The organism is Commensalibacter sp. A3DC (genome assembly GCF_047307945.1).
GTDB lineage: Bacteria > Pseudomonadota > Alphaproteobacteria > Acetobacterales > Acetobacteraceae > Commensalibacter > Commensalibacter melissae.
The window spans coordinates 1-21,480 of sequence record NZ_JAXOQA010000034.1 but is presented as its reverse complement, the minus strand read 5'-3'; the positions used below and the strand labels follow the sequence as shown (position 1 = coordinate 21,480).

General features: G+C 36.8%; 20 protein-coding genes. 12 read left to right on the top strand and 8 right to left on the bottom strand.

Annotated features, from left to right (window positions below; genetic code table 11):
* Positions 1–123: 123 nt before the first annotated feature.
* From U0839_RS05505 to U0839_RS05490, 4 genes are all read left to right on the top strand, one after another.
* Positions 124–1,446: an RsmB/NOP family class I SAM-dependent RNA methyltransferase gene (locus U0839_RS05505; RefSeq protein ID WP_230882723.1), complete on the top strand. Its 1,323-nt coding sequence runs from the start codon at positions 124–126 to the stop codon at positions 1,444–1,446.
* A gap of 147 nt (positions 1,447–1,593) precedes the next feature.
* Entirely contained in the window at positions 1,594–2,259 is a 666-nt protein-coding gene (gene rpe / locus U0839_RS05500; RefSeq protein WP_110439414.1) for a ribulose-phosphate 3-epimerase, read from the top strand.
* Positions 2,260–2,325: 66 nt separating this feature from the next.
* Positions 2,326–4,233 (top strand): heparinase II/III family protein, encoded by a 1,908-nt coding sequence (locus U0839_RS05495; RefSeq protein WP_155565003.1) that lies wholly within the window; start codon positions 2,326–2,328, stop codon positions 4,231–4,233.
* Between the two features lie 8 nt (positions 4,234–4,241).
* The gene (locus U0839_RS05490; RefSeq protein ID WP_155565004.1) at positions 4,242–5,411 is read left to right on the top strand and encodes a glycosyltransferase family 4 protein; all 1,170 of its coding nucleotides are present in this window, start codon (positions 4,242–4,244) and stop codon (positions 5,409–5,411) included.
* Here the strand turns inward: U0839_RS05490 and U0839_RS05485 are convergent.
* The 5 genes from U0839_RS05485 to U0839_RS05465 all read right to left on the bottom strand — a co-directional run bounded on the left by U0839_RS05485 (position 5,353) and on the right by U0839_RS05465 (position 9,741).
* Positions 5,353–5,739, bottom strand: a complete 387-nt coding sequence (locus U0839_RS05485; protein WP_155565005.1) for a DUF4186 domain-containing protein — start codon at positions 5,737–5,739, stop codon at positions 5,353–5,355. The genes U0839_RS05490 and U0839_RS05485 overlap by 59 nt on opposite strands.
* A 45-nt stretch (positions 5,740–5,784) precedes the next feature.
* Positions 5,785–6,555 carry a TSUP family transporter gene (locus tag U0839_RS05480; protein WP_413550258.1) on the bottom strand — a complete coding sequence of 257 codons (771 nt, stop codon included), beginning with the start codon at positions 6,553–6,555 and terminating at the stop codon, positions 5,785–5,787.
* Between the two features lie 22 nt (positions 6,556–6,577).
* The gene (locus U0839_RS05475; RefSeq protein ID WP_155565007.1) at positions 6,578–7,399 is read right to left on the bottom strand and encodes a glycosyltransferase family 2 protein; all 822 of its coding nucleotides are present in this window, start codon (positions 7,397–7,399) and stop codon (positions 6,578–6,580) included.
* 38 nt (positions 7,400–7,437) lie between these two features.
* The gene (locus U0839_RS05470; RefSeq protein ID WP_155565008.1) at positions 7,438–8,946 is read right to left on the bottom strand and encodes an APC family permease; all 1,509 of its coding nucleotides are present in this window, start codon (positions 8,944–8,946) and stop codon (positions 7,438–7,440) included.
* A 138-nt stretch (positions 8,947–9,084) separates the two neighbouring features.
* Positions 9,085–9,741: an alpha/beta hydrolase gene (locus U0839_RS05465; protein ID WP_110439421.1), complete on the bottom strand. Its 657-nt coding sequence runs from the start codon at positions 9,739–9,741 to the stop codon at positions 9,085–9,087.
* A 383-nt stretch (positions 9,742–10,124) separates the two neighbouring features.
* Here U0839_RS05465 and U0839_RS05460 point away from each other — a divergent pair, with 383 nt between their 5' ends.
* The 8 genes from U0839_RS05460 (at position 10,125) to U0839_RS05425 (ending at position 18,757) form a co-directional block, all read left to right on the top strand.
* Positions 10,125–11,246 (top strand): cysteine desulfurase family protein, encoded by a 1,122-nt coding sequence (locus U0839_RS05460; RefSeq protein ID WP_155565009.1) that lies wholly within the window; start codon positions 10,125–10,127, stop codon positions 11,244–11,246.
* A gap of 46 nt (positions 11,247–11,292) precedes the next feature.
* Positions 11,293–12,444 (top strand): cysteine desulfurase family protein, encoded by a 1,152-nt coding sequence (locus U0839_RS05455; RefSeq protein WP_370533578.1) that lies wholly within the window; start codon positions 11,293–11,295, stop codon positions 12,442–12,444.
* A gap of 47 nt (positions 12,445–12,491) precedes the next feature.
* Positions 12,492–12,806 (top strand): ferredoxin family 2Fe-2S iron-sulfur cluster binding protein, encoded by a 315-nt coding sequence (locus U0839_RS05450; protein ID WP_110439424.1) that lies wholly within the window; start codon positions 12,492–12,494, stop codon positions 12,804–12,806.
* Between the two features lie 4 nt (positions 12,807–12,810).
* Complete coding sequence (mnmA, locus tag U0839_RS05445) at positions 12,811–13,872, top strand: tRNA 2-thiouridine(34) synthase MnmA (protein WP_155565069.1); 1,062 nt, start codon at positions 12,811–12,813, stop codon at positions 13,870–13,872.
* A 118-nt stretch (positions 13,873–13,990) separates the two neighbouring features.
* The gene (locus tag U0839_RS05440; protein WP_413550257.1) at positions 13,991–15,007 is read left to right on the top strand and encodes an ABC transporter substrate-binding protein; all 1,017 of its coding nucleotides are present in this window, start codon (positions 13,991–13,993) and stop codon (positions 15,005–15,007) included.
* A 316-nt stretch (positions 15,008–15,323) separates the two neighbouring features.
* Entirely contained in the window at positions 15,324–16,649 is a 1,326-nt protein-coding gene (locus U0839_RS05435) for an O-antigen ligase family protein (protein ID WP_413550256.1), read from the top strand.
* A complete protein-coding gene (locus U0839_RS05430; protein WP_413550254.1) occupies positions 16,633–17,667 on the top strand; it encodes a CobW family GTP-binding protein in 1,035 nt (344 codons plus the stop codon). The genes U0839_RS05435 and U0839_RS05430 overlap by 17 nt, the downstream gene beginning before the upstream one ends.
* Before the next feature lie 25 nt (positions 17,668–17,692).
* On the top strand, positions 17,693–18,757 hold the full coding sequence (locus U0839_RS05425; RefSeq protein WP_413550253.1) for a WD40 repeat domain-containing protein: 1,065 nt from the start codon (positions 17,693–17,695) through the stop codon (positions 18,755–18,757).
* 102 nt (positions 18,758–18,859) lie between these two features.
* Here U0839_RS05425 and U0839_RS05420 read toward each other — a convergent pair whose 3' ends face one another.
* The 3 genes from U0839_RS05420 to U0839_RS05410 form a co-directional block, all read right to left on the bottom strand.
* A complete protein-coding gene (locus U0839_RS05420) occupies positions 18,860–19,732 on the bottom strand; it encodes a cation diffusion facilitator family transporter (RefSeq protein WP_155565016.1) in 873 nt (290 codons plus the stop codon).
* A gap of 21 nt (positions 19,733–19,753) precedes the next feature.
* Positions 19,754–20,734 (bottom strand): cation diffusion facilitator family transporter, encoded by a 981-nt coding sequence (locus U0839_RS05415; protein ID WP_230882724.1) that lies wholly within the window; start codon positions 20,732–20,734, stop codon positions 19,754–19,756.
* Positions 20,735–20,930: 196 nt separating this feature from the next.
* Positions 20,931–21,116: a hypothetical protein gene (locus U0839_RS05410; RefSeq protein WP_155565017.1), complete on the bottom strand. Its 186-nt coding sequence runs from the start codon at positions 21,114–21,116 to the stop codon at positions 20,931–20,933.
* Positions 21,117–21,480 lie beyond the last annotated feature (364 nt).

Genomic DNA, 21,480 nt, shown 5'->3' with positions numbered 1-21,480 from the left:
AAAAATTGATTATCAGAAAAATAAAGCAGAGAACGTAGTAATTTTATTTATTGAAAGTGAATATATTTACTATTTAATTCATTTAAAACTATAATGATTTTAAGTAAGAAAAGTTATAATTTTTTGAAAAAAGATATATCAATTAAGAATCATCTGTCATCGAAAGAAAATATCCGATCTGATAGAAATAATGATCCTACTCGACAAATTGCTTTTGATACTGTTTGTCAGATATTTGACTGGAAACATCTTCCGTTAGAAACAGCATTAAAAAATGCTTTACCTGTTGATGTTGATCAAAGGGATAAGGCAGCAGCATATCGATTAATTGTCTGTATCTTGAGAAAAAAAGGAACATTAGAAGCGCTTGTAGAACCTTTTCTGAAACGATCGCCACCACAGCAGGTATTATGGATTATTTTGCTAGGGGTGGCTCAAATTCTTTTTTTGGAAACACCTATACATGCCGCTATCTATACATCTGTAGAACTTGCGCGTCATAATGGATTTGCAAAGTTTACGGGTCTAGTCAATGCTGTTCTCAGGCGGATTTCTGAAAATGGACCAAGCATACTGAAGGATCTTGATCAAAATCGCTTGAATATCCCTGCATGGCTATGGAAGTCATGGAATCAGGCAGGATTTAATCCTCGTCAGTTGGCAACCCTGTTGGATAGTGAACCCCCTTTGGATATGCATTTCAAAACGAATGCCACTGTTCCAGAAGGAGGTGTGCAATTAATGAATAATCATTGGCGTTATTCTTGTCATGTAAAGGTTGAACAGCTTGACGGTTATCAGGAGGGGCAGTTCTGGATTCAGGATATGGCGGCATCTCTACCTGCCTATCTTTTGAATGTGAAGGAAAATGAAAAAGTTGCTGATTTATGTGCGGCACCCGGTGGTAAGACAGCACAATTAATTCAAGCAGGGGGAAATGTTGTTGCGGTTGAAAAAAAATCTATACGGTTAAAACGGTTGAAAGAAAATCTGAACCGGTTACAGATGGATGCAGTGTTGGTTCTTGGTGATGCTGGAAGTTTAAATTATCAAAATGAATTTGATGCGATATTATTGGATGCCCCCTGTTCTGCCACGGGTATTTTTAGACGACATCCAGATGTTTTGCATTTAAAAAAAGAAAATGAAATTCAAAGTCTTGTTAAGATTCAACGAAAGTTGATTGGTGCAGCGATCAGTTATCTAAAAAAAGGAGGACGATTAGTTTACAGTGTTTGCTCCCTACAGCGCTCCGAGGCAGAAGAGCAAGCAGAATTCTTTAGAAATTTACCTGGTGTTAGGGCTCTACCATTTACACAAAAAGAAATTCCATTTTTAACTGAAGCATTAACAGAAGAGGGATGGATTAGGACGCTTCCTTCTATGTGGCAAGAAAAAGGCGGAATGGATGGTTTTTTTATCGCACGTTTTGTAAAAGAAGACTAATTAAACATTATTTCAAGTGAAATATATCTTTGTATTGGTGGACACGATAAAATCAAATCGTGTTTTTTCTGTTCAATTCGTAAATTTTATCATAAACTGCAGTTAATAGTTTGACATAATATTTGAAAATTTTAGAAAGGCTGTAAATTGGATATAAGGGTTCCCTTGATTGCTCCCAGTGTTCTTTCGGCAGATTTTGCATGTTTGGGAGAGGAAATTAGGGCGGTTGACAAACATGGTGCTGACTGGATACATCTTGATGTTATGGATGGTCATTTTGTTCCCAATATGACTTTTGGCCCAGTAGTTCTCAAATCTTTGCGATCTTATAGCAAGTTGTTTTTTGATGTGCATTTTATGATTGAACCTGTCGATCCTTTTATCGAACCGTTTGTTCAGGCGGGTGCCGATCAAATTTCTTTTCATATCGAGGCGGGGCCTCATGCGCATCGTTCCTTGCAACATATCAAATCGTTTGGAATAAAAGCCGGGATAGTATTATGTCCGGCCACACCTGCCAATGCAATTTCCGAGGTTATAGATCTTGTAGATAATATTCTAATTATGACTGTAAATCCTGGTTTTGGTGGACAGAAATTTTTATCCAGTCAATTGGCGAAAATTCGTGCAATACATGAAATGGTTCAAAAGTCGGGTCGTTCCATTCATATTAGTGTTGATGGCGGGATTAATGTTCAAACTGCACCCCTGGTGATAGAAGCGGGAGCCAATGTTTTGATAGCTGGAACTTCAATTTATGGTCAACCTGATTATGGTCAGGCAATAGATGCATTGCGGGGAACTAAAAAGTAAAAAATTTGCTAAATTATGACTTTCACCCATTAGGAGAAATGATTCAGAGAAATAGGGAGGCTTAGGATGGCTTTTCAAGAAATGGTAAAAAAAATCCGACTTTCTCTGGTACGATTACCTGCCATTGGTTATGGACAGATTCCCGAAGTTCCAGTATATATTTTGCGAGATTTATGGACCGGAAATTCTGTTTATGGCATGCATCTTGTAAAAGGGGAATTTATTTACCAGGATTATGTTATTTCCCTATATCCCGGTCAATGGGGTGATAAAAACCTCTCCTGTGAAATTATTGGCAAACTGCATGGTTTTTCGTGGTTACGGGATATGCGAGAGCTAGGGACAGAAAATGCGCGTCTTGCAGCAAGAAATTTGGTGACGGATTGGATTGGCAATTCACCTTCATCTTATGATTCTGTTGTTTACAGACCGATTATCCTTGCAGATCGTATAGTGAATTGGTTGGGGTTCTATGATTTTTTTGCGGCATCAGCAGAAAAATATTTTCATCAACAATTTATGCGTCGAATTATGAAAGAAGGAAGATATGTTGTTGCCATGCTTCCTTTGGACAATCATACACATGAAAATTTTACGTTATTAAAGGCCGCTCTGGCTCTTGCATTATGTATGCCGGAACAATTTGATTTAATACCAAAAATCAGTAAATTCCTGCAAAGTGAACTGGCTGAACAGATTCTTGAAGATGGAATACATATTGAACGAAACCCTGAAATACAACTTTATGTATTGAGAGATCTGACCGAAATTCGTTTGATGTACCAGTTGATCAATATGCGTCCCCCTTCCGAACTTATTCTAGCGCTTGATAATGTCAGCCGTGCTTTAAGGGCATTGAGACATGGTGATGGCAGGCTTGCACTATTTAATGGTTCCAGTGAGAATGAGGCACATTTTATTGATCGTGTTCTGAGTAATTCCACACAAAAACGTGTTGCCATGACGGATATGAAAGCGGGTGGATATATTCGTTGTTTTGCCAATCGTTCAACTCTGTTAATTGACAGTGGTGTTCCACCGAAAAAGGTAGATATAAAATATCTTGGTGCTTTATCCTTTGAATTTTCTGCTGGTAAACAGAGATTAATTGTTAATTGTGGCGCTGGAGGATCATCAGCCTGGCGATCTGCGTTGGCGGGAACTGCGGCTCATTCTGTTCTAAAATTATCCAATACAGAAAGTGTTTTACTGGAGGATAATCAATTAAAAGATTTAAATTTTAAAGTTGAATCAATTCATGAAATGACTGAGGGTGCCCATTGGGTGGAATTAAGTCATAATGGCTGGCAAAAAGCATATGGTGCAATTTATCATCGTAAATTTTATCTTTCTGCGGATGGTCAGGATTTAAGAGGGGAGGAAACGCTCGATTTTGATCAGTCTTATCCTTTTACTATTCGTTTTCATTTACATCCTTCGGTTAAAGTTGAAGAAAAATTGGTTGAAATTCGGAAAAATGAGAAGGAAAAAATTTTTGTTTTATCGTTTCAACATCCTCAAGAAGGTAAACAAATTTGGTGGTTCCGTTTTTCCGATGCAGAGGGAAAAGTTGAAAATAGCGTCTACTTTGGTGAAAAAGTTCGACTTGCGACTAAACAGATTGTTTTATATAATCTGCATCAATCAAAAAAAAGTGATGTTGAAGAGAATAGAACTTCTATAACTAAATTTGAGAAACAAGACAAACAATCGGTTTTAAACGAAGAGCAAGAAGAAGAAGGGTCTGATTATGTGGCTATTTTCCATAATCAAAACGATGATGCAAAAATATGGCAAAGAAACACTGCGGATCATGTTTCTGTTGGAATGCCTGAAGATTTGTCGGAAAAAACTTCAGAAATTCAGAGGCAATCAGAAATAAATAGTTCTCTAAATCATTCAAATATTAAGAATATTCAAAATGATAAAGAAAAAATAACTAAAATTCGATGGGCTCTGCGTCGTAAGGCATAAATGAATTTATGAAAATTTTGGAAATTGCACATGTTGATTTTGCCTTATATCAATTTCTACTTCCCTTAATGCGTAGGTTGCGTTCCTGTCACCATCAAGTCATTGGTGTTTGTGCAGAAGGAAGGTTATTGGAGAAAGTGAGACAAGAGGGATTTCAGATTCGAACCGTTCCTTTTGTCCGTTCTTTTTCGATCATAGGTCAGTTAAAAGCTTTTTGGGTTCTTTACCGTATAATCAAACTTGAAAAACCAGATATCGTTCATGCCCATATGCCCATAAGTGGCGTATTGGCACGTATAGCCGCTTTTTTATGTGGAACGCCTGTAATTATTTATACTTGTCACGGATATCTTTTTAATCAATCCGGGAAAGGTATAAAATCATGGATAAGACGTCTATTATCCTTTGTTCTTGAATGGTGTTGTGGAAAAATTACGAATTTTTACATGACTGTCTCTCAGGAAGAGGCTCGGGATGCTAAAAGGTTGGGCATTCATTCCAATCCTATTTTTATAGGTAACGGTCGGGATCCAGCAAAATTCTTTTCTGATATTGCCCTGAAACAGAAATTTAGACAGGCAAACAAGATTCCACAGAATCATATAGTTTTTATGATAGTTTCCCGTCTTGTTCAACATAAAGGTTATCCAGAGTTAATCGTCGCTTTTTCTGCAATTGCAGAAAAGCTTCCAGAAGCTGAATTATGGATTGTAGGCGAAAGATTGTCTTCTGATTATGGTTTGGTATTGGATAAACTTTTTACTAAAGCACAAAAAAAATTGGGTAATCAAATACGTTTTTGGGGATATCGTCAAGACATAGATCAGTTGATGAAAGCTGCTGATGTTTTTGTTTTACCCAGTCATTTTGAAGGGTTACCAATGTCCATTATCGAGGCAATGTTAAGTGGTTTACCTGTTATAGGCACTTCAATACGGGGTCCCCGAGAACAAGTTCAGCATTCAGAAACAGGGCTATTGATCCCGCCAGGTTCTATATCTTTGCTATCCAGGGCAATGGCCTGGCTTGCCTTTCATCCAGAACAAAGAAAAAAAATGGGAGAAAATGGGCGGGCCAGGGCTTTATCAATGTATACCGAAGCTATCTGTCTGGATCGTGTTATGAATGTTTTTTCACAGATTGATGGGTTTGATAATCCCTTTTTATCCAAGCCTTGATCAAATCGAGGATAAAATCTTTTTCTGTCTGTGTTAAGGCCTGCCCCTTTTGAATCTTATACCATTTTTCAAGGCAGCTACGACAACAAGTTGCTGTGGCATGTTGGGCAATAAAAACAGGATGTCCTTTCCATGGCGTTTGTTTTCCATCATTTTTTGGAAAAGCAGGAGCCAGACGTTGATTGATGAAATCCGTAGCATGTTCAATTATTTTATCAAGGCCTTTATCGATTAGATATTTTCGTTCTTTTTCATGTAATGTAAATCTAGACCGGAATTTTGAACGATTAAGCCGATCCAAGATTAATTCTGTGGAAGAAGGAACCATTCTTGTGACTTTTTAATAAATAATTATTTCTGTGATTATCATAAATCAAACAAAATGAATATTATAATATTTGACAAAACTGTAAAATACGCATGATGTTATGACAATTAAAAAAAATACCCGTAAAAAACGTGAACTCTTGTAAATAACCAAGGATGCACCAATCTGTCCGCCTATAAAAGAACTAATACCCATTATAAATGCACTAAAATAGTTGATTTGTCCGCCTGATATGAAGATACTGAGCGCGGTAATATTTCCAGCGATATTTAACGGTTTTGCAATCATTGTCGCAGTGTTAATACGTAATTTGTAAATCTGCATTAATGAAATTGTCCAGATCGCTCCTGTTCCAGGTCCAAAAAAGCCATTATAAAATCCAATTACAGTCCCCATCCATGGCAGTATTTTCGGTTTTATGGGTAACTGTCTTTTTTCGAGATTGAAATGTAGGTTTGGAAATAAATAATAATAAAGCAATATTGCCAATAAAAGCCATGGGACTATTTTGTTCAAGGTCTGATCAGCGCTGTATTGTAATGTAATTGTACCTATGGCAGATCCGATTACAGTGAAAAACAGAGGGATGGCAAGCCCATGAAAACTTAGTTGTCCGCTTTTCCAAAATCGTAATGTGGCCGATAATTCACCAATTGCTGATTGCAATTTATTTGTACCTAATGCAGGAATTATATTAATACCGGTAAAAAGTAGAGCGGGTACGGTTATTAAACCTCCACCACCTGCAAGGGTATCAATTGTCCCGGCTATTAAACCGATGAAAAATAGAAAACAATCATAAAAATAAAAATGCATTTAGAGATGTCTGTTTAATTGATTATAAAAAATCAATAAACTCATGGGGAATATCAAGATAGAGTGAATCAGCGTTATCAGGATCAGGATTAGTGATCAAATAGTCATCCAAGGTTCCTGTGCCAATTTTTGATCTCTGCGATTTTAGAAACCTGATTAGAACATTGTCGGATATTAAATGTGAGGTTCCCAATCCATTTTTAATATCTTCTGGGTTTCTTGGAATTCTGCGTCTGAGTTTTGAACGTTCTAGGAGGTGGTTCTGATCAGCATATTTCAAATGAAACAGCCATAAATCGTGCGCAAACAGGGTTTCATTTTGACATCGATGAAAACCGGGTTCCCATTGTGTCGGAACTGATGAAACTGAGGGTTTGCATGACCAACTTTTAATGGTGCCCTTGGAACGTTGTTTTAAAATGGGTCTTGACCAATCAACAGGTTTTCCAATCAAAGGATCAATGATTTCCACACCAACACATCGACATGTTTTGGCAGAACATTGTGCAAGATATTCATGTAAGGAAGTCCAACGAGATGGACGGGGAATTATAAATTCGTCTGTGTCAATACAAAGAACCCAGTCATAAAGTTTTAAAAGTTTATGCTGCCATTCGCTCATTATATTGACGCTATCTTGTTCATCCAAATACTTGCGACGTGGAATGTGCTCAACATAAATGTATTGTTCAGCTTTGACAGGCGGATCGCTGCCATCATCAAGTATGAATAAGTTATCTTTTCCTACTAGTCTGGCATAATGCCTGATCCATATGGGAAGCATGGTTGTTTCTTGATAGCATTTTGTAATGGCGGCAATGCGAAGAGGTGATGGAAAATTCATAATAAAATCATATTTAAAAAAACTATTTTTTTAAAATATCATTTTTCTTTTGAACTGGATAGAATTGAATGTTTGCGTCCGTAATAATAATAGCCAAAGACACCGATTACACTATAAATAAACATTAAGAGCAGTGGAAGTGGATTGTGATTAATTAGGGAATAAATCATGTCAATGATCAAGGGAAAAATCATGGTCAGGCAACATAGGATGCCGCAAACGGGAATATAGCCAATCCAGATATTTCTAATCTTGAATCCACCAAAGGGTACTTGAAAGGGTCGATGAATATTGGGATGAACATTCCGCTGCCATATAACCGTGAAACAGACAATACCAAATGCCAGAGAGGTTCCAAGGCTGATTAGGTCACTTATGATATCAATAGGTAAAAAAGCTGTTGTAATGGCGATGCTGAGGCTGAGGATAATGGTTCCTATCCAAGGTGTACAATGTTTAGGATGAAGTTTGCTAAAAATTGGTGGAAGCAATCCATCCTGTGCCATGATGTAGAAAATGCGGCTTTGAGCATATAGCAAAACGAGCATTACTGAGCAAAGTCCGATAACTGCGCTAGATTTCAAAATCCAGGCTAAGTTTGGCATGTTCATATAATCAATTGCCAGGGCCAGTGGATCAGAAATGTTTAATTTTCTATAAGGAACAACCCCGACTAAAATTAGCGCTACACCAATATAGATCATGGTTGAAACAAACAAGGAAGCTATGATTCCAAAGGGGACGTCCTTTTTAGGATTTTTTGCTTCTGATGCGGCTGTGGAAACAGCTTCAAAGCCTATATAGGCAAAAAAAATTGTTGAGGCTGCCCGAAAAATGCCCCTGATTCCAAAATTCATCGGACCTGTTGAGGAGGGGATAAAAGGTGTCAGGTTTTCCAGTTTAATATAGTGAAATCCCAAAATTATAAAAAGAATTAATACTCCGATTTTTAAACTGACGATTATTGCATTAATTGTTGTTGATTCGGAAACCCCATATAAGAGGAAGATGGTTGCGATCAGAACAGATCCTGCTCCAATCAGGTCAAGGGACTTAACAAATACAATTCCTTTTCCATATCCACCAATTGCAGGTTGAATCATGGGATTATGTAGCCATGAAGCGATATGAATATGGAAATCTTTTAGTAGGGAAACACTATAACTTGAAAATCCTGAGGCAACTGATACAGCCGATATTCCATATTCCAACAACAGTAACCATCCAACAATCCAAGCGAATTTTTCACCAAGTGATGTATAGGCATAACTGTATGCCGATCCTGCAGTCGGCATAGTGGATGCCAGTTCACCATAGGAAAGGGCAGTAAATAAACATGCTATTGAAGCAATAATGAAGGATAAAAGAATTGCTGGTCCAGCAAAATTAGCCGCAGCTGTTCCTGTCATGACAAAAATGCCTGCGCCAATGGTAGAGCCGACCCCAATCATTGTTAAACGCCATGGACCCAAACATTGTTTTAGACCATGTTTTTTTGAATCAAGTGTAAGTTGTTCCAGTGATTTGCGTTTAGAGAAAAAGGCCATATTTTTTGTGTAAAGGGTTAGGTAATAAACCAAAAGAAAGACAACATTTTATGATGAAATAAAATTCAGATATTTTGCCTAACATAAAATGTATCTAATTCGGGAAAATTAAAGAGATATAAAAAGAACAACGTTAATCTAAGGTTGATCAGATCTGTTCTTTAAAATTTTCTTAACGTAATTGGTAATTGTTTTTTCGATCTGCTCAGTTTGATCGGCAAAAATATGATCGGCATTAGGGATTGTATTATAGGCAACTTTGATGCCTTTTTGAGTGTTAAGTTTTTCAACAAGTTTGTCAATTTCCTGCAATGGGACAATGCTGTCGGATTCTCCTGCGATCATCAAACCGCTGCATGGACAAGGTGCAAGAAAATTAAAATCATAGTGGTTTGCCAATGGCGCGATGCTGATCCATCCTTGTATTTCAGGACGACGCATCAAGAGCTGCATTCCAATAAAGGCTCCAAACGAATACCCCGCGATCCATAATTCCCTGGAATTTGTATTCGCCATCTGTAACCAGTCCAGGGCCGCTGCCGCATCGGATATTTCACCAATACCACCATCATATTGTCCCTGAGACCGTCCAACACCACGGGAATTATAACGTAGTACAGAAAAATTCATTTTTTGGAATGCACAATACATTGTATAGGCAATTCGGTTATTCATTGTCCCACCTTGCAGAGGATGGGGATGTAGGATTAAGGCAAGGGGGGCGTTAGGTTGACTGGAATGGTGATAGCGTCCTTCAAGACGACCTGCTGGGCCTGCAAACATTACCTCTGGCATAGAACGATCCGTTTATCTATTAAAACTGGCACAATTTGTAAGATTTAACAATAATATAAGTGAGTGTAGGAAAACAATAAAAACAGTTTATCTCTATAAAGATATTTCTTATAAAGTGAAAGTGTTTTTGTCTTATCTATAAAATATAAATGAAAAATCAATAGCGATATGGTGATCGGACAAGGTTAACATATCCTTTATCTTTGCTTATTTACCAGTAAATCTGTGAAAATATTTCTATTATAAGGTAACAGGGTTCATATTTGTATTTATATATTGTAAATTAAATACAGATTTAATTAAATTATTGTTGTAATGCAATAAATTATGCGGGTTAATTTTGGAATTCATGGTTTAATATAATAAATTGGATTATAAATGAAATGATACGACAATCTATATATCTAGATGCGAATGCCAGTGAGCCCATGCGCTCTTCAGTTATATCTGCAATGGTGGATATCATGCAGCAGACTGGTAATCCAACGTCTGTTCATCAAATGGGACGCAAGATTTATAATCAAACGGAAGATGCAAGAGAAACCTTGGTCGAATTATTCGGGGGGAGCGTTCAAAATTGTATTTTTACCTCTGGTGGGACAGAGGCAGATGTACTGGCTGTGCATGGTCAGATTGGTGAAGGCAATCAACAACGTCCTCTTTGGGTGGGAGCTACGGAACATCCTGCAATCATGCAGATTGACCTTTCAAAAAAAATTTTACCTGTAACACGGCAGGGCATTGTCGATCTTAACTTTTTAGAAGATGCACTAAAAAAAACGTCAATACCTCCCTTAGTGTGTTTAATGTTGGCCAATAATGAGACAGGTGTATTACATCCCATTCAACAGGCAGCAAAAATTTGTCATGATTATGGTGCAATTCTTCATGTAGACGCAGCTCAGGCTGCTGGACGTATAATGTTCAATTTGGAAGATATCGGAGCGGACAGCCTGATTCTTTCAGCTCACAAAATGGGAGGTCCAAAAGGGGTAGGCGCATTGTTATTGGCTGGTCATGAAAGAAATGCGAAAAAGATAAATCCTCTTTTTAGTGGAGGAGGACAGGAACAGGGAAGAAGGGGAGGAACTCTGGCTGTTCCGGCAATTATAGGGTTGATGACTGCCGCAAAAGAGGCCTGTAAAGAAGATCGTTCCAATATTTTAAAATTACGTAATTATTTGGAAAAAGAAGTGAAAAAATATGGAGCCGTCATTTGTGGCGAGGAAGCTGAACGTTTAGATAATACATCCTCTATAGCTTATGCTGGAGTTTCAGCGCAAAAATTATTTATGGCTTTGGATATGGCTGGTTTCTGTGTCTCAACGGGATCGGCATGTTTTTCAGGAAAATTATCGCGTTCACCTGTTTTATCAGCAATGGGGTTGGAAGAATTGGCTGATTGTACGATCCGTGTATCTTTACCATGGAATATCCAGCAAAAAGATGTTGAAACTTTTATTCATGTTTATGGCCAGTTGATTCAAAAGTTAAAGGATTCATAATCTATAGAAAATGGATTTTTCAGGAAAAAACAAGATAAAAGAAAAGGTGATTTACCTTGATTATCAATCGACCACACCGTGTGACGAACGTGTTGTTGAAGCGATGCTACCCTATTTTGTGCATAATTTTGCAAATGCCAATTCAGAGCATATATTGGGTAAATATGTTGCTGAAACCATTGATAAGATTCGCGCCGATATTGCCGAAATGCTCGGGGTGGTTTCTCAAGAAATTATTTTTACCTCTGGTGCGACTGAATCCAATAATATTGCCTTGCAGGGTAGTGTGCGTTATCTAATTGATCATTATCCCAAGACCAAACGGGTTATCACGATTGCGACTGAACATAAATCCGTTCTTGAAACAGTCCAGAATTTACAGTCCATTGGTGCTGATCCTTTTATTTTGCCAGTTCAATCCGATGGATTGATTGATCCTGATAGTTTGAAAGCGGCATTGCAGGTTCCAACAATATTAGTCAGTGTCATGGCCGCTAATAATGAAACAGGAGTTATACAGAACATTCCTTATTTGTCGGCATTGTCTCATGAATATGGCGCTCTTTTTCATTGTGATTTGTCTCAGGCTTGTGGAAAAATATCTGAAAAAATCCAGTTGCGCTCCTGGGGAATTGATCTTGCCTCAATTTCCGGGCATAAAATTTATGGGCCCAAAGGAATTGGCATTTTATATGTAAAACGTAAACCTCGGGTAAGGGTGGAACCTTTATTTTATGGAGGATATCAGGAACGAGGAATTCGATCAGGAACTTTGCCAGTTCCCTTGATTGTTGGTTTGGGTAAGGCATTTTCGCTATTCCAGAATGAGGGAAATGAAGAAATCAGGCGTTTGGCATCTTATAAACATTTTTTGATAAATGAATTGCAGGCAAGAATTCCACAACTTAAAATTAATGGATCAATCGAATGTGCCTTGTCAAATTGTGTTAATCTACAATTTCCAGAGGTTAAGGCCCTTGATCTTTTGGCAAGAATTCCTCATTTATGTTTATCAACAGGTTCAGCATGCAATCATGTTTCTATGCCATCCTATGTTTTACAATCCATGGGATTGTCAGAACAAGAAGTTTTATCTAGTATCCGTCTTTCTTTTGGTCGGATGACAACAAAACAAGAAGTCGTTGAAACCGTTCATGACCTTTATTCAGCATGGTATGATGTAAGAAAAGGGACATGAGTTAAAATCAGAATATTAATTGGTTTTTAAATAAGGAATTCTATAAAATGCCACATATAGTTTTTATTGAACAAGATGGAACACGTCGTGAGGTGGATGCTCCTGTAGGGCTTTCAGTATTGGAAATAGCGCATAAGCATGGAATTGATCTTGAAGGTGCTTGTGAGGGATCATTGGCTTGTGCGACCTGTCATGTAATTGTTGATGAATCATGGTGGGATAAATTAAAGCCCGCCGCAGAAGAAGAGGAGGAGATGCTGGATATGGCTTTTGGGTTGGAAAGAACCTCTCGATTGGGTTGTCAGATTATTATGACAGAAGAATTAGATGGTTTGGTTGTTCGCTTGCCAAAGTTATCCTGAACCAATGCGTATTATGATTGCAATGTCGGGCGGAGTGGACAGTTCCGTTACGGCTGCTCTTCTAAAAGAACAAGGACATGAGGTTTTTGGTGCCACCTTGCAGCTTTATGATGCGCGAGGTGTGGTTAAAAAAGGTGCCTGTTGTGCTGGTCAGGACATCAGGGATGCACGTAGGGTATCAGAAAAGCTGGGTATCCCGCATTATGTTGTCGATGCGGAAGACCGTTTTCAAACAACGGTAATTGAACGTTTCGCACAATCTTACCAAAAGGGAGAAACGCCTGTTCCATGTATTGCCTGTAATCAGGGAGTCAAATTTACGGATTTATTGACAATGGCGCGAGAGCTTGGGGCAGAAGCGATGGCAACAGGTCATTATGTGCGTCGAATTGTGGGAAAAAATGGTCCAGAGTTGCACCGTCCAGTTGATTTAAGTCGAGACCAATCATGGTTTTTATTCGCCACCACCCTTGAACAGCTTGAATATTTGCGTTTTCCTTTAGGGGACATGCCAAATAAAGATAAAGTTCGGGAAGAAGCCGAACGTTTTCATTTGGCTGTTGCTCAGAAGTCGGATAGCCAGGACATATGTTTCGTTACAGATAATTCTTATATAAAAATTGTTGAGAAATTGGCACCAGAAGGTGTTATGCCAGGCGAGATAGTTGACGAGCAGGGCGTTGTGATTGGTCATCATGAAGGTATTGCTAAATATACCATTGGTCAAACAAAACGGTTGGGTAATCTTGCCATGCGGGATGGGCAGCGACAAATGGTGTTGCGAATTGAATCCGAAAAAAGAAGAATCGTTATTGGTCCAAAACAAAACAATATTTGTCAAACATTCTATTTACGCGATTTGAACTGGCTTATTCCTGTGCCTACTGAATTTTTATATTGTAATGTTCAGATTCGTGCGCGGGATCAGGAACGACCTGCTAAAGTTATAATTGAAAAAAAGGATAAGGTAAGAGTAGAATTGGAAACGGCCGCTAACCCAGCACCTGGTCAGGCATGTGTTTTTTATCAAGGGACACGTGTTTTAGGAGGTGGATTTATTCTGTAAAAATTTAATTTGATATTACTTTAGGTTAAACTTTACTTTTAAAGTGAATTTCAGTTATTAAATCAGATATTATTTTAGTAAGTTAATAAATTATTTAACGTAGCGAGATTTTCCGTTGATGCACTGTTTTTATGTAGGTTCCAAACGATTTTCTTTGATTGTATGGCTGATAGCAATTTTTGCTTTGATATGTTTTTTCAACTTACGAAGTGCTAATGCGGAATTTCGAATTGGATGGAAAAATCAAGCTGATATCGCCAGTTTTATTCAATTGGATAAAAAACATCAAAAAGTTGCCAGGGAAACAATAGCCTGGAAAAAATATGACGACGATTTTAAAGCCTTGCATAATTTGTCTATTGGTCAGGTTGATGCCGTTCCAGTAGATATGGTTACTTTTCTGTCAGTTATAACGGTTGGTTTGCAGGGACGTGTAATCGCGATTGATCGGCAATATGGTAAAGAAAGCGCCTTAATTGTAAAAAGCCAGAAACATATAGATACTCCTCAAGATCTGGTTGGTAAAAATATTGCGGTACCTTTCATGACAAGCAGTTATTATAGTCTGTTACGTTATTTGCAGCATAATGATATTCCTGTTGAAAAAATTCATCTGGTAAATATGAATTATAATGAAATTACACAAGCTTGGCAGAAAAATGAAATTGATGGGGCCTATGCTGACGGAACTACAGTTTTACCGTTTGTCAAGGATGGACATGTATTAGTAGATTCATCACAGTTGGCAAAATGGGGGTATCCAACATATCAGGTATGGGTTGTGATGGATGAGATTATTTCAGATCAACCTTTTTGGATGGAAAGTTTTGTAAAAAAAATATTGAAAAATATCGATGATAATAGGCAAAATATAGTCTATTTCACTCCTCAGTCTCCGGAGGTTGGCCAGCTTGCCCAATTATTAGATAAATCACCGGAAGTAGTTTGCAGCTTGTTAAAACAGCAGACTTATCTTGATAAAACTCAGCAATCTTTAATAATGTCACGTTATTTGTCGAAGGAGTTTGATGAAATTGGTTTGTTTATGAAGGCTCAGAAAATTATGCCTGATATTTTACCTGATTACCTGATTTATGTTTATGACAGTTTTATAAAAAATAATAAAAATAATTAATTGATTTTACAATTTTTTTTACATTAAATTGAACAATATAAAGAAATTAATGTAGGATTAAAAAATTTATTAACTGTTTCAAGTATAGTATTTTAATAATAATCATCTTATTTTTGTTTTTTATCTGAATAAAATTAATAGATTGCTAATTTGAATTTCATGTTTAAAAAAGAATATGTTGAGATTTAATATTTTACATAATATGAAATCTTTTATTATTGATGTATTTGATTTACGTTGTGATTTCCAGGCTGTTATTTCATTGCGTAATGTTTTCTAATTAATTCCTGTTCTTAAACCGGAGAGCCTTTGGGTTATGGAATCTGTCCGTAAGTTTCTCAATAAGTCGACACTGTTCGCTGTTTTAATTTTGCCTGTTTTTTTAACGCATTTACGGGGTATAGCGGATGGGTTGATCAGTTATATAGCAATATGTTTTGTAATTTACTCTTTTATCAACAAACAATGGGACTGGGGAAAACAAAATTGGGTGATTATTGCATTTCTCTGGTGGGGGTGGATTTTATTGTGTACTATTCCCTTTGGATTGTTTCAATATAACATAATGATGATCCAGGCTGTTGTATTAATTCGTTTTATTTTTTTTGCTGCGGCACTTCAGGTCTGGGTTTTAACTGATGAGAAATACAGGCGATGGCTATCTTATGTTTTGATTGCCTGTGCGACTTATATTATTTTGAATATGCTATGCCAGCTTATTACAGGATATAATATTGTAGGAGCGCCACGTTATTTCGACGGTACACTGACAGGTCCATATCATCATCCTAGAGCGGCAGGACCATTGGCCAGGTTACTGTTGCCAATTACTTTAAGTTTGAGTATTTATTGCATTTATCGTTTAAAAGGATGGCGGGGAAATCTGGTCGCTTTATTCATTATCTTGTTTGCTATACTGATGATGGCTTTTGCCGGTCAAAGAATGCCATTTATTCTTTTTGTTTTCGGAATAGTTGTATCCTTGTATTGGTTACGTCCCTTACGGACAATCGTTTTGTCAATGTTAATTTGTATTCCATTAATACTGGGTGCAACATCATTTTTATCGCCTAAGAGCTATCATCATTTGGTGACTTTATTTATCCATCAAATGGCACATTTTTCCTCTGATAATTATGGATTGATCTATACACGGGCGATGATTATGGGATTGTCAAATCCCTGGACGGGTTTGGGATATGATGCCTATCGTCATTTTTGTGCCAATCCGATTTATTTTCATGGATTGTCCTTTTGGGGAATTGCAATTGGACATGGGGATGGAAAAGGGGCAGAGATTTGTTTGCCCCATCCTCATAATCATTATATTGAAATGTTTGTAAATGCAGGAATTCCCGGATTAATCTTGTTTTGTTACATGGTATTTTTATGGTGGGTTAATTTGGTAAAGGGATTAACGTCCAAATTGCTATCATTGAGAGATGCGGTTAAAAATTCCTGGCGTGTTGGATTATTTGCTGCGGTTTTAGTTCACGAATGGCCATTTGCGGCTGGAGGAAGTTTCGGAAATTTACCCTTGGGAGGATGGTTTTTTCTACTCTTGGGGCTAGGTTTATCTTATAGTTGGGATTATGGTAATCATAAGGCAGCATTGAAGGTTGATAATGGAATTGGATCATAAAGAAAAAAATAAAATACCTGTAACTGTTCTGACGGGTTATTTAGGAGCGGGGAAGACAACTTTACTAAACCGTATTCTAACGGAACAGCAAGATAAAAAATATGCCGTTATTGTTAATGAATATGGTGAATTAGGTATTGATAATGATTTAATAGTCGATGCGGATGAAGAAATATTTGAGATGAGCAACGGATGTGTCTGTTGTACAATTCGAGGCGATTTGGTTCGTATTCTCAACAAGCTTATTCAAAGACAAAGAAGTTTTGATGGAATAATTATTGAAACCACAGGGTTGGCTGATCCTGCGCCCGTAGCACAGACTTTTTTTGTTGATGAGGATATTCGTAACAAAACTCGTCTTGACGCGGTGATTGCCGTAATTGATGCGTTTCATGTGATGAAGACATTGGATGAAAGTAAGGAGGCAGTCAATCAAATTGCTTTTGCGGATGTAATCTTGTTGAATAAAGTTGATCTGGTTGATAGGGGATCATTAATTGCTATAAAAAAAAGAATTCGTACAATCAATCCGATGGTTGCTTTATATGAAATGGAAAAAGGAAATATTTCCCTTATGAAAATTCTGGATCTTGGGGGGTTTGATTTAAATAGAGCCTTGACGTTAGAGCCCAAATTCTTATCATCCCATGACCATGACCATGACCATGACCATGACCATGACCATGACCATGACCATGACCACGTACAACATTCTCATGGTGATGGTGTGACGAGTATTTCACTTATGGAAGATAAACCATTAGATGGAAAACGTTTTAATTTATGGATGTCCATGGTTCTTCAGAAATTTGGAAAGGATATATTGAGAACCAAAGGAATTATGAATTTTAAGCATGACGATCGATGTTTTGCATTTCAAGCTGTTCATATGATGGCAGAGGGAAATTTCATCCGTTCTTGGAAGACAAAAGAGGATCGTTGTTCCAGATTGGTTTTTATTGGCCGGAATTTAGATGAGAAATCTCTACGTGAGGGATTTTTTAAATGTATAGATTAACAAATCTGTGACTGGAAAGTATGGAATGAATCAGCCGTTACAATTAATCGAAAGTCGGGGTTCTTTTAAAAAAGTGGAAGGCACGATTATCGCCTGTGCTACATCTTGGGATGAACAGTATAGTGCTTTTGCAACGGCAGATGGAGATTTGTGGATTATTCCTTTGATTCACAATAATGATCCAGATTATTGGTATAAAGTTCAACCTCATGATGGAGGGATTTTATCTTTATCACAAGATTTGACCTTTTCAGGTTTTGTTACTTCTGGTGATGATAATAAACTAATAAGAATCATTCCCGGGAAGGAACCTCAACAATTATTAAAATCCAGACGTTGGATTGATAAAATCGTTTCTTGGACTGATAAGGAAAGGAAACAAAATAAAATCGCTTTTATTACAGGAAAAGAAATTCATTTATATAAAGATAATTTTACAGAGCCATATAGAATTTTTGAACATTCTTCTGGAGTTAGTGATTTGGTTTTCAGTTTGGATGGTGCAAAAATAGCCAGTTCTTATTATAATGGTGCCACTTTATGGTCTGCTGATTATAAAAATCCTGTAAAAATTAAGGATTTTACATGGAAAGGTAGTCATACAGGGATTACTTTACATCCTAAAGAAGAGGCGTTGGTAACATCAATGCAAGATCATGATTTACATGGTTGGCGTATTTCAGACGGACACAATATGCGAATGAGTGGATACCCAACCAAAGTAAAATCTCTAAATTTTTCATCTGATGGAAAATGGTTGGCAACCAGTGGAGCTGAACCGGTGGTTTTATGGCAGTTTTTTGGAGGCGGTCCAATGGGAAAACCTCCTGTGGAATTGCCTGGTATTCCTGGAAGTTGTTGTATGGTAGTGGCATGTCATCCGACCTATGATATGGTTGCTGCTGGATTTTTGGATGGTAGTATATTATTAATCGGAATCAGCGACGAGAAAGTTGTTCCGGTAAATTTAGGATCTAAAAAATCCATTGGAGAAATTACGGCTTTACAATTTAATAAAGAAGGCAGTTTATTAAATATTGGCACTGATGATGGCTATATTATTCTAATTGATTTATCTGAAAAAAAATAGTTGTAAAAAATAATCAGCCATATCCTTTTTTCTGTCCAGGATTTATTTATATGGATGAGATATCATGTTTCAGAACAAGTAGTTGATCAGAATTTAAAAAAATTATTCTGGTTCCACATGAATGTTTATTGAAACATTTCCAATTACTTTTTGTAAAGCGTGTTCAATACGATCACATATTTTATGGGCTTCTTTCACTCTCATGTCTCCAGACACAACCAAATGAAAATCAATAAAAATCAAATTGCCAACCTGACGAAAACGGACCATATGGAATTCTTTTGCTTCAGGGGCATTTGCCTGAATTATTTTATAAATACTGGAAATGGTTTGAGGGTCAGGAGCTTTATCCATCAAGCCATTAATAGAATTTTTTATGATGCCAAAGCCTATACGTAAAATATTAATAGCAATGAAAAAGCCCATTAGGGCATCAAGTGCAGCCCATTGAAACATTGGAATAAGTGTAAAACCTACAATTAATCCGATAGTTGTCCATACATCGGAAAGAACATGCTGTCCACCTGCTATAAGGACTGCAGAAAAATATTTTTTACCTACACGAATAAGTGTTATTGCCCAGAACAGATTAACAAGTCCAGCTGTTCCATTTATAATAATTCCTTTTAAAGGCGCCATGGGAAATTGGGGATTTTTCCATCCTTGCCAGGCTTCGTAAAAAATTAAAATTGATGTTACTATTACTAATAAACCTTCGGCGGCGGCAGAAATATATTCGGCTTTATAGTGTCCATAAGTATGGTTTTTATCGGCTGGTTGGGTCGAAATGGTGATTGCGAATATTTCAAAAATAGCGGCTAACACATTGATTGTTGTTTCAAGCATGTCAGAATAAAAAGCAACACTGAGTGTTGTTTTCCATGCCAGATATTTAAGAAAAAAAACTACAAGACTAACCAGAAAACTCCCAAGACTGAATAGGATTTTCTTATTCTTTATTATTTTAAAGATCATAAGGTAATTATAAGTTTAAGGTTAAACAGTATTAATGTCCGCCAGATTGCAAAAACTGGCTTCATTTTTTTGTTCGATCTGGAAAGTTGAATGATTAATTCTAAATTTTTCCTTGAGGCGTTGTGCAACCATATTCAGAAACTGGTCAGAATGTTGATTGGTATTACTGACCAAATGAACAGTTAGGGCGGTTTCTGTTGTACTTAAAGCCCAGATGTGTAGATCATGTAAATCAATGATATTGGGAAGGGAGCGTAAATAGGTTTCCACGGCGAAAGCGTCAACATTGCTTGGGACACCGTCCATGGCAAGTGTAACTGAATCTTTCAATAAAGACCAAGTTCCCCAAATAATTATTGCAGCGACAATCAAGCTGGTAATGGGATCAAGCATATTCCAATGGGTGAAAAAAATAATAATCCCTGCCCCGGCAACACTCAACGATAAAAGGGTGTCATAGGCCATGTGCAAAAAGGCGCCCTTAATATTAAGATCCTCTTTTTGTCCGGAATGGAACATTAATGCGGTTATTCCATTTATAACAACACCGAGTAAGGCGACTAAAATTACTGTTTTACCTGTAACAGTTGCAGGTTTGTAAAAGCGTTCAATTGATTCCCAGATAATTCCTCCCGTAACAATAAGCAATAAAATTGCATTACTTAAAGAAGCCAAGATAGAGGTTCGACGATATCCGTAGGTAAAATTGGGAGAGGGTTTTTTTTTGCTTAAATATGAGGCCCCCCAGGCGGTGGCCAAGGCAAAAACATCTGATAGATTATGACCGGCATCAGCAATTAAGGCTAGAGAATTGGCAAAAATGCCCCATATGGTTTCGGCACAAATATAAATTAAGTTAAGGCTAATTCCTAGAGCAAAGGCCTTGCCAAAAGATTGTGGAACATGATGGTGATGACCGTGGATATGTTCATGTGCATGATCATGCAAGTGGGAATGATTGAATTGATGCATGTCATGCGTGGAATGATCCAAATTGCTCAAGATTAAATCCCTATAATTTTTTAGTTATAAAATAAGATTAACCATATTGTTAAACGCTTATTATAAAAAATTTAATTTGATTAGCCTAATTTTATTTTTAAAAATTTATCTAAATTATATCAAATCTGACAATCAAGTTTTAAATTGGTTTTATATGTAAATACTGTGTTTTGTTTATTATAAAAAAATCCAAATATTAATCGGGAATGAATGTTAAGAAAATTTGTGCTTCTTCGTTAACGTAACCACGATGATAGTATTCCTTATCACTATTATTTATAAAAGATTGAACAACGCAATTACCCGCCTCGATGTGAACAGGTAATCGATTATTATCAGAAATTTGTTGAATGGCAGAATCTTTTCTATGAGCGGTTATCAAGGTCTGGGCTATTACTTGTGAGGTTGGTCATAAGGAACTGTATTAGGAATCTTGTCATTAAAAAATTTGACCATTATGATTAGGAAAAGCTATTATATGACATTGTTGTTTATAAACTGCGATTATATTTCTCACAGCTAGTTTTTTATATCAAAGAAAGATTGATAGCTGCAATATTTTCATAGATAGAAATTATCTTTCTCTTTGGTAGAATTATATAACTGTTACCATCAGGAAATTGGTTTGGTACAAAAAATGATAATAATATTATAGACTGAGATGCTTTCCTTGAATTTATTTTTTGTGAATTTCAAATGGATAGAGAACATCTGAAAATCATTGGAAGCATGGGTAGGTAAAGAAA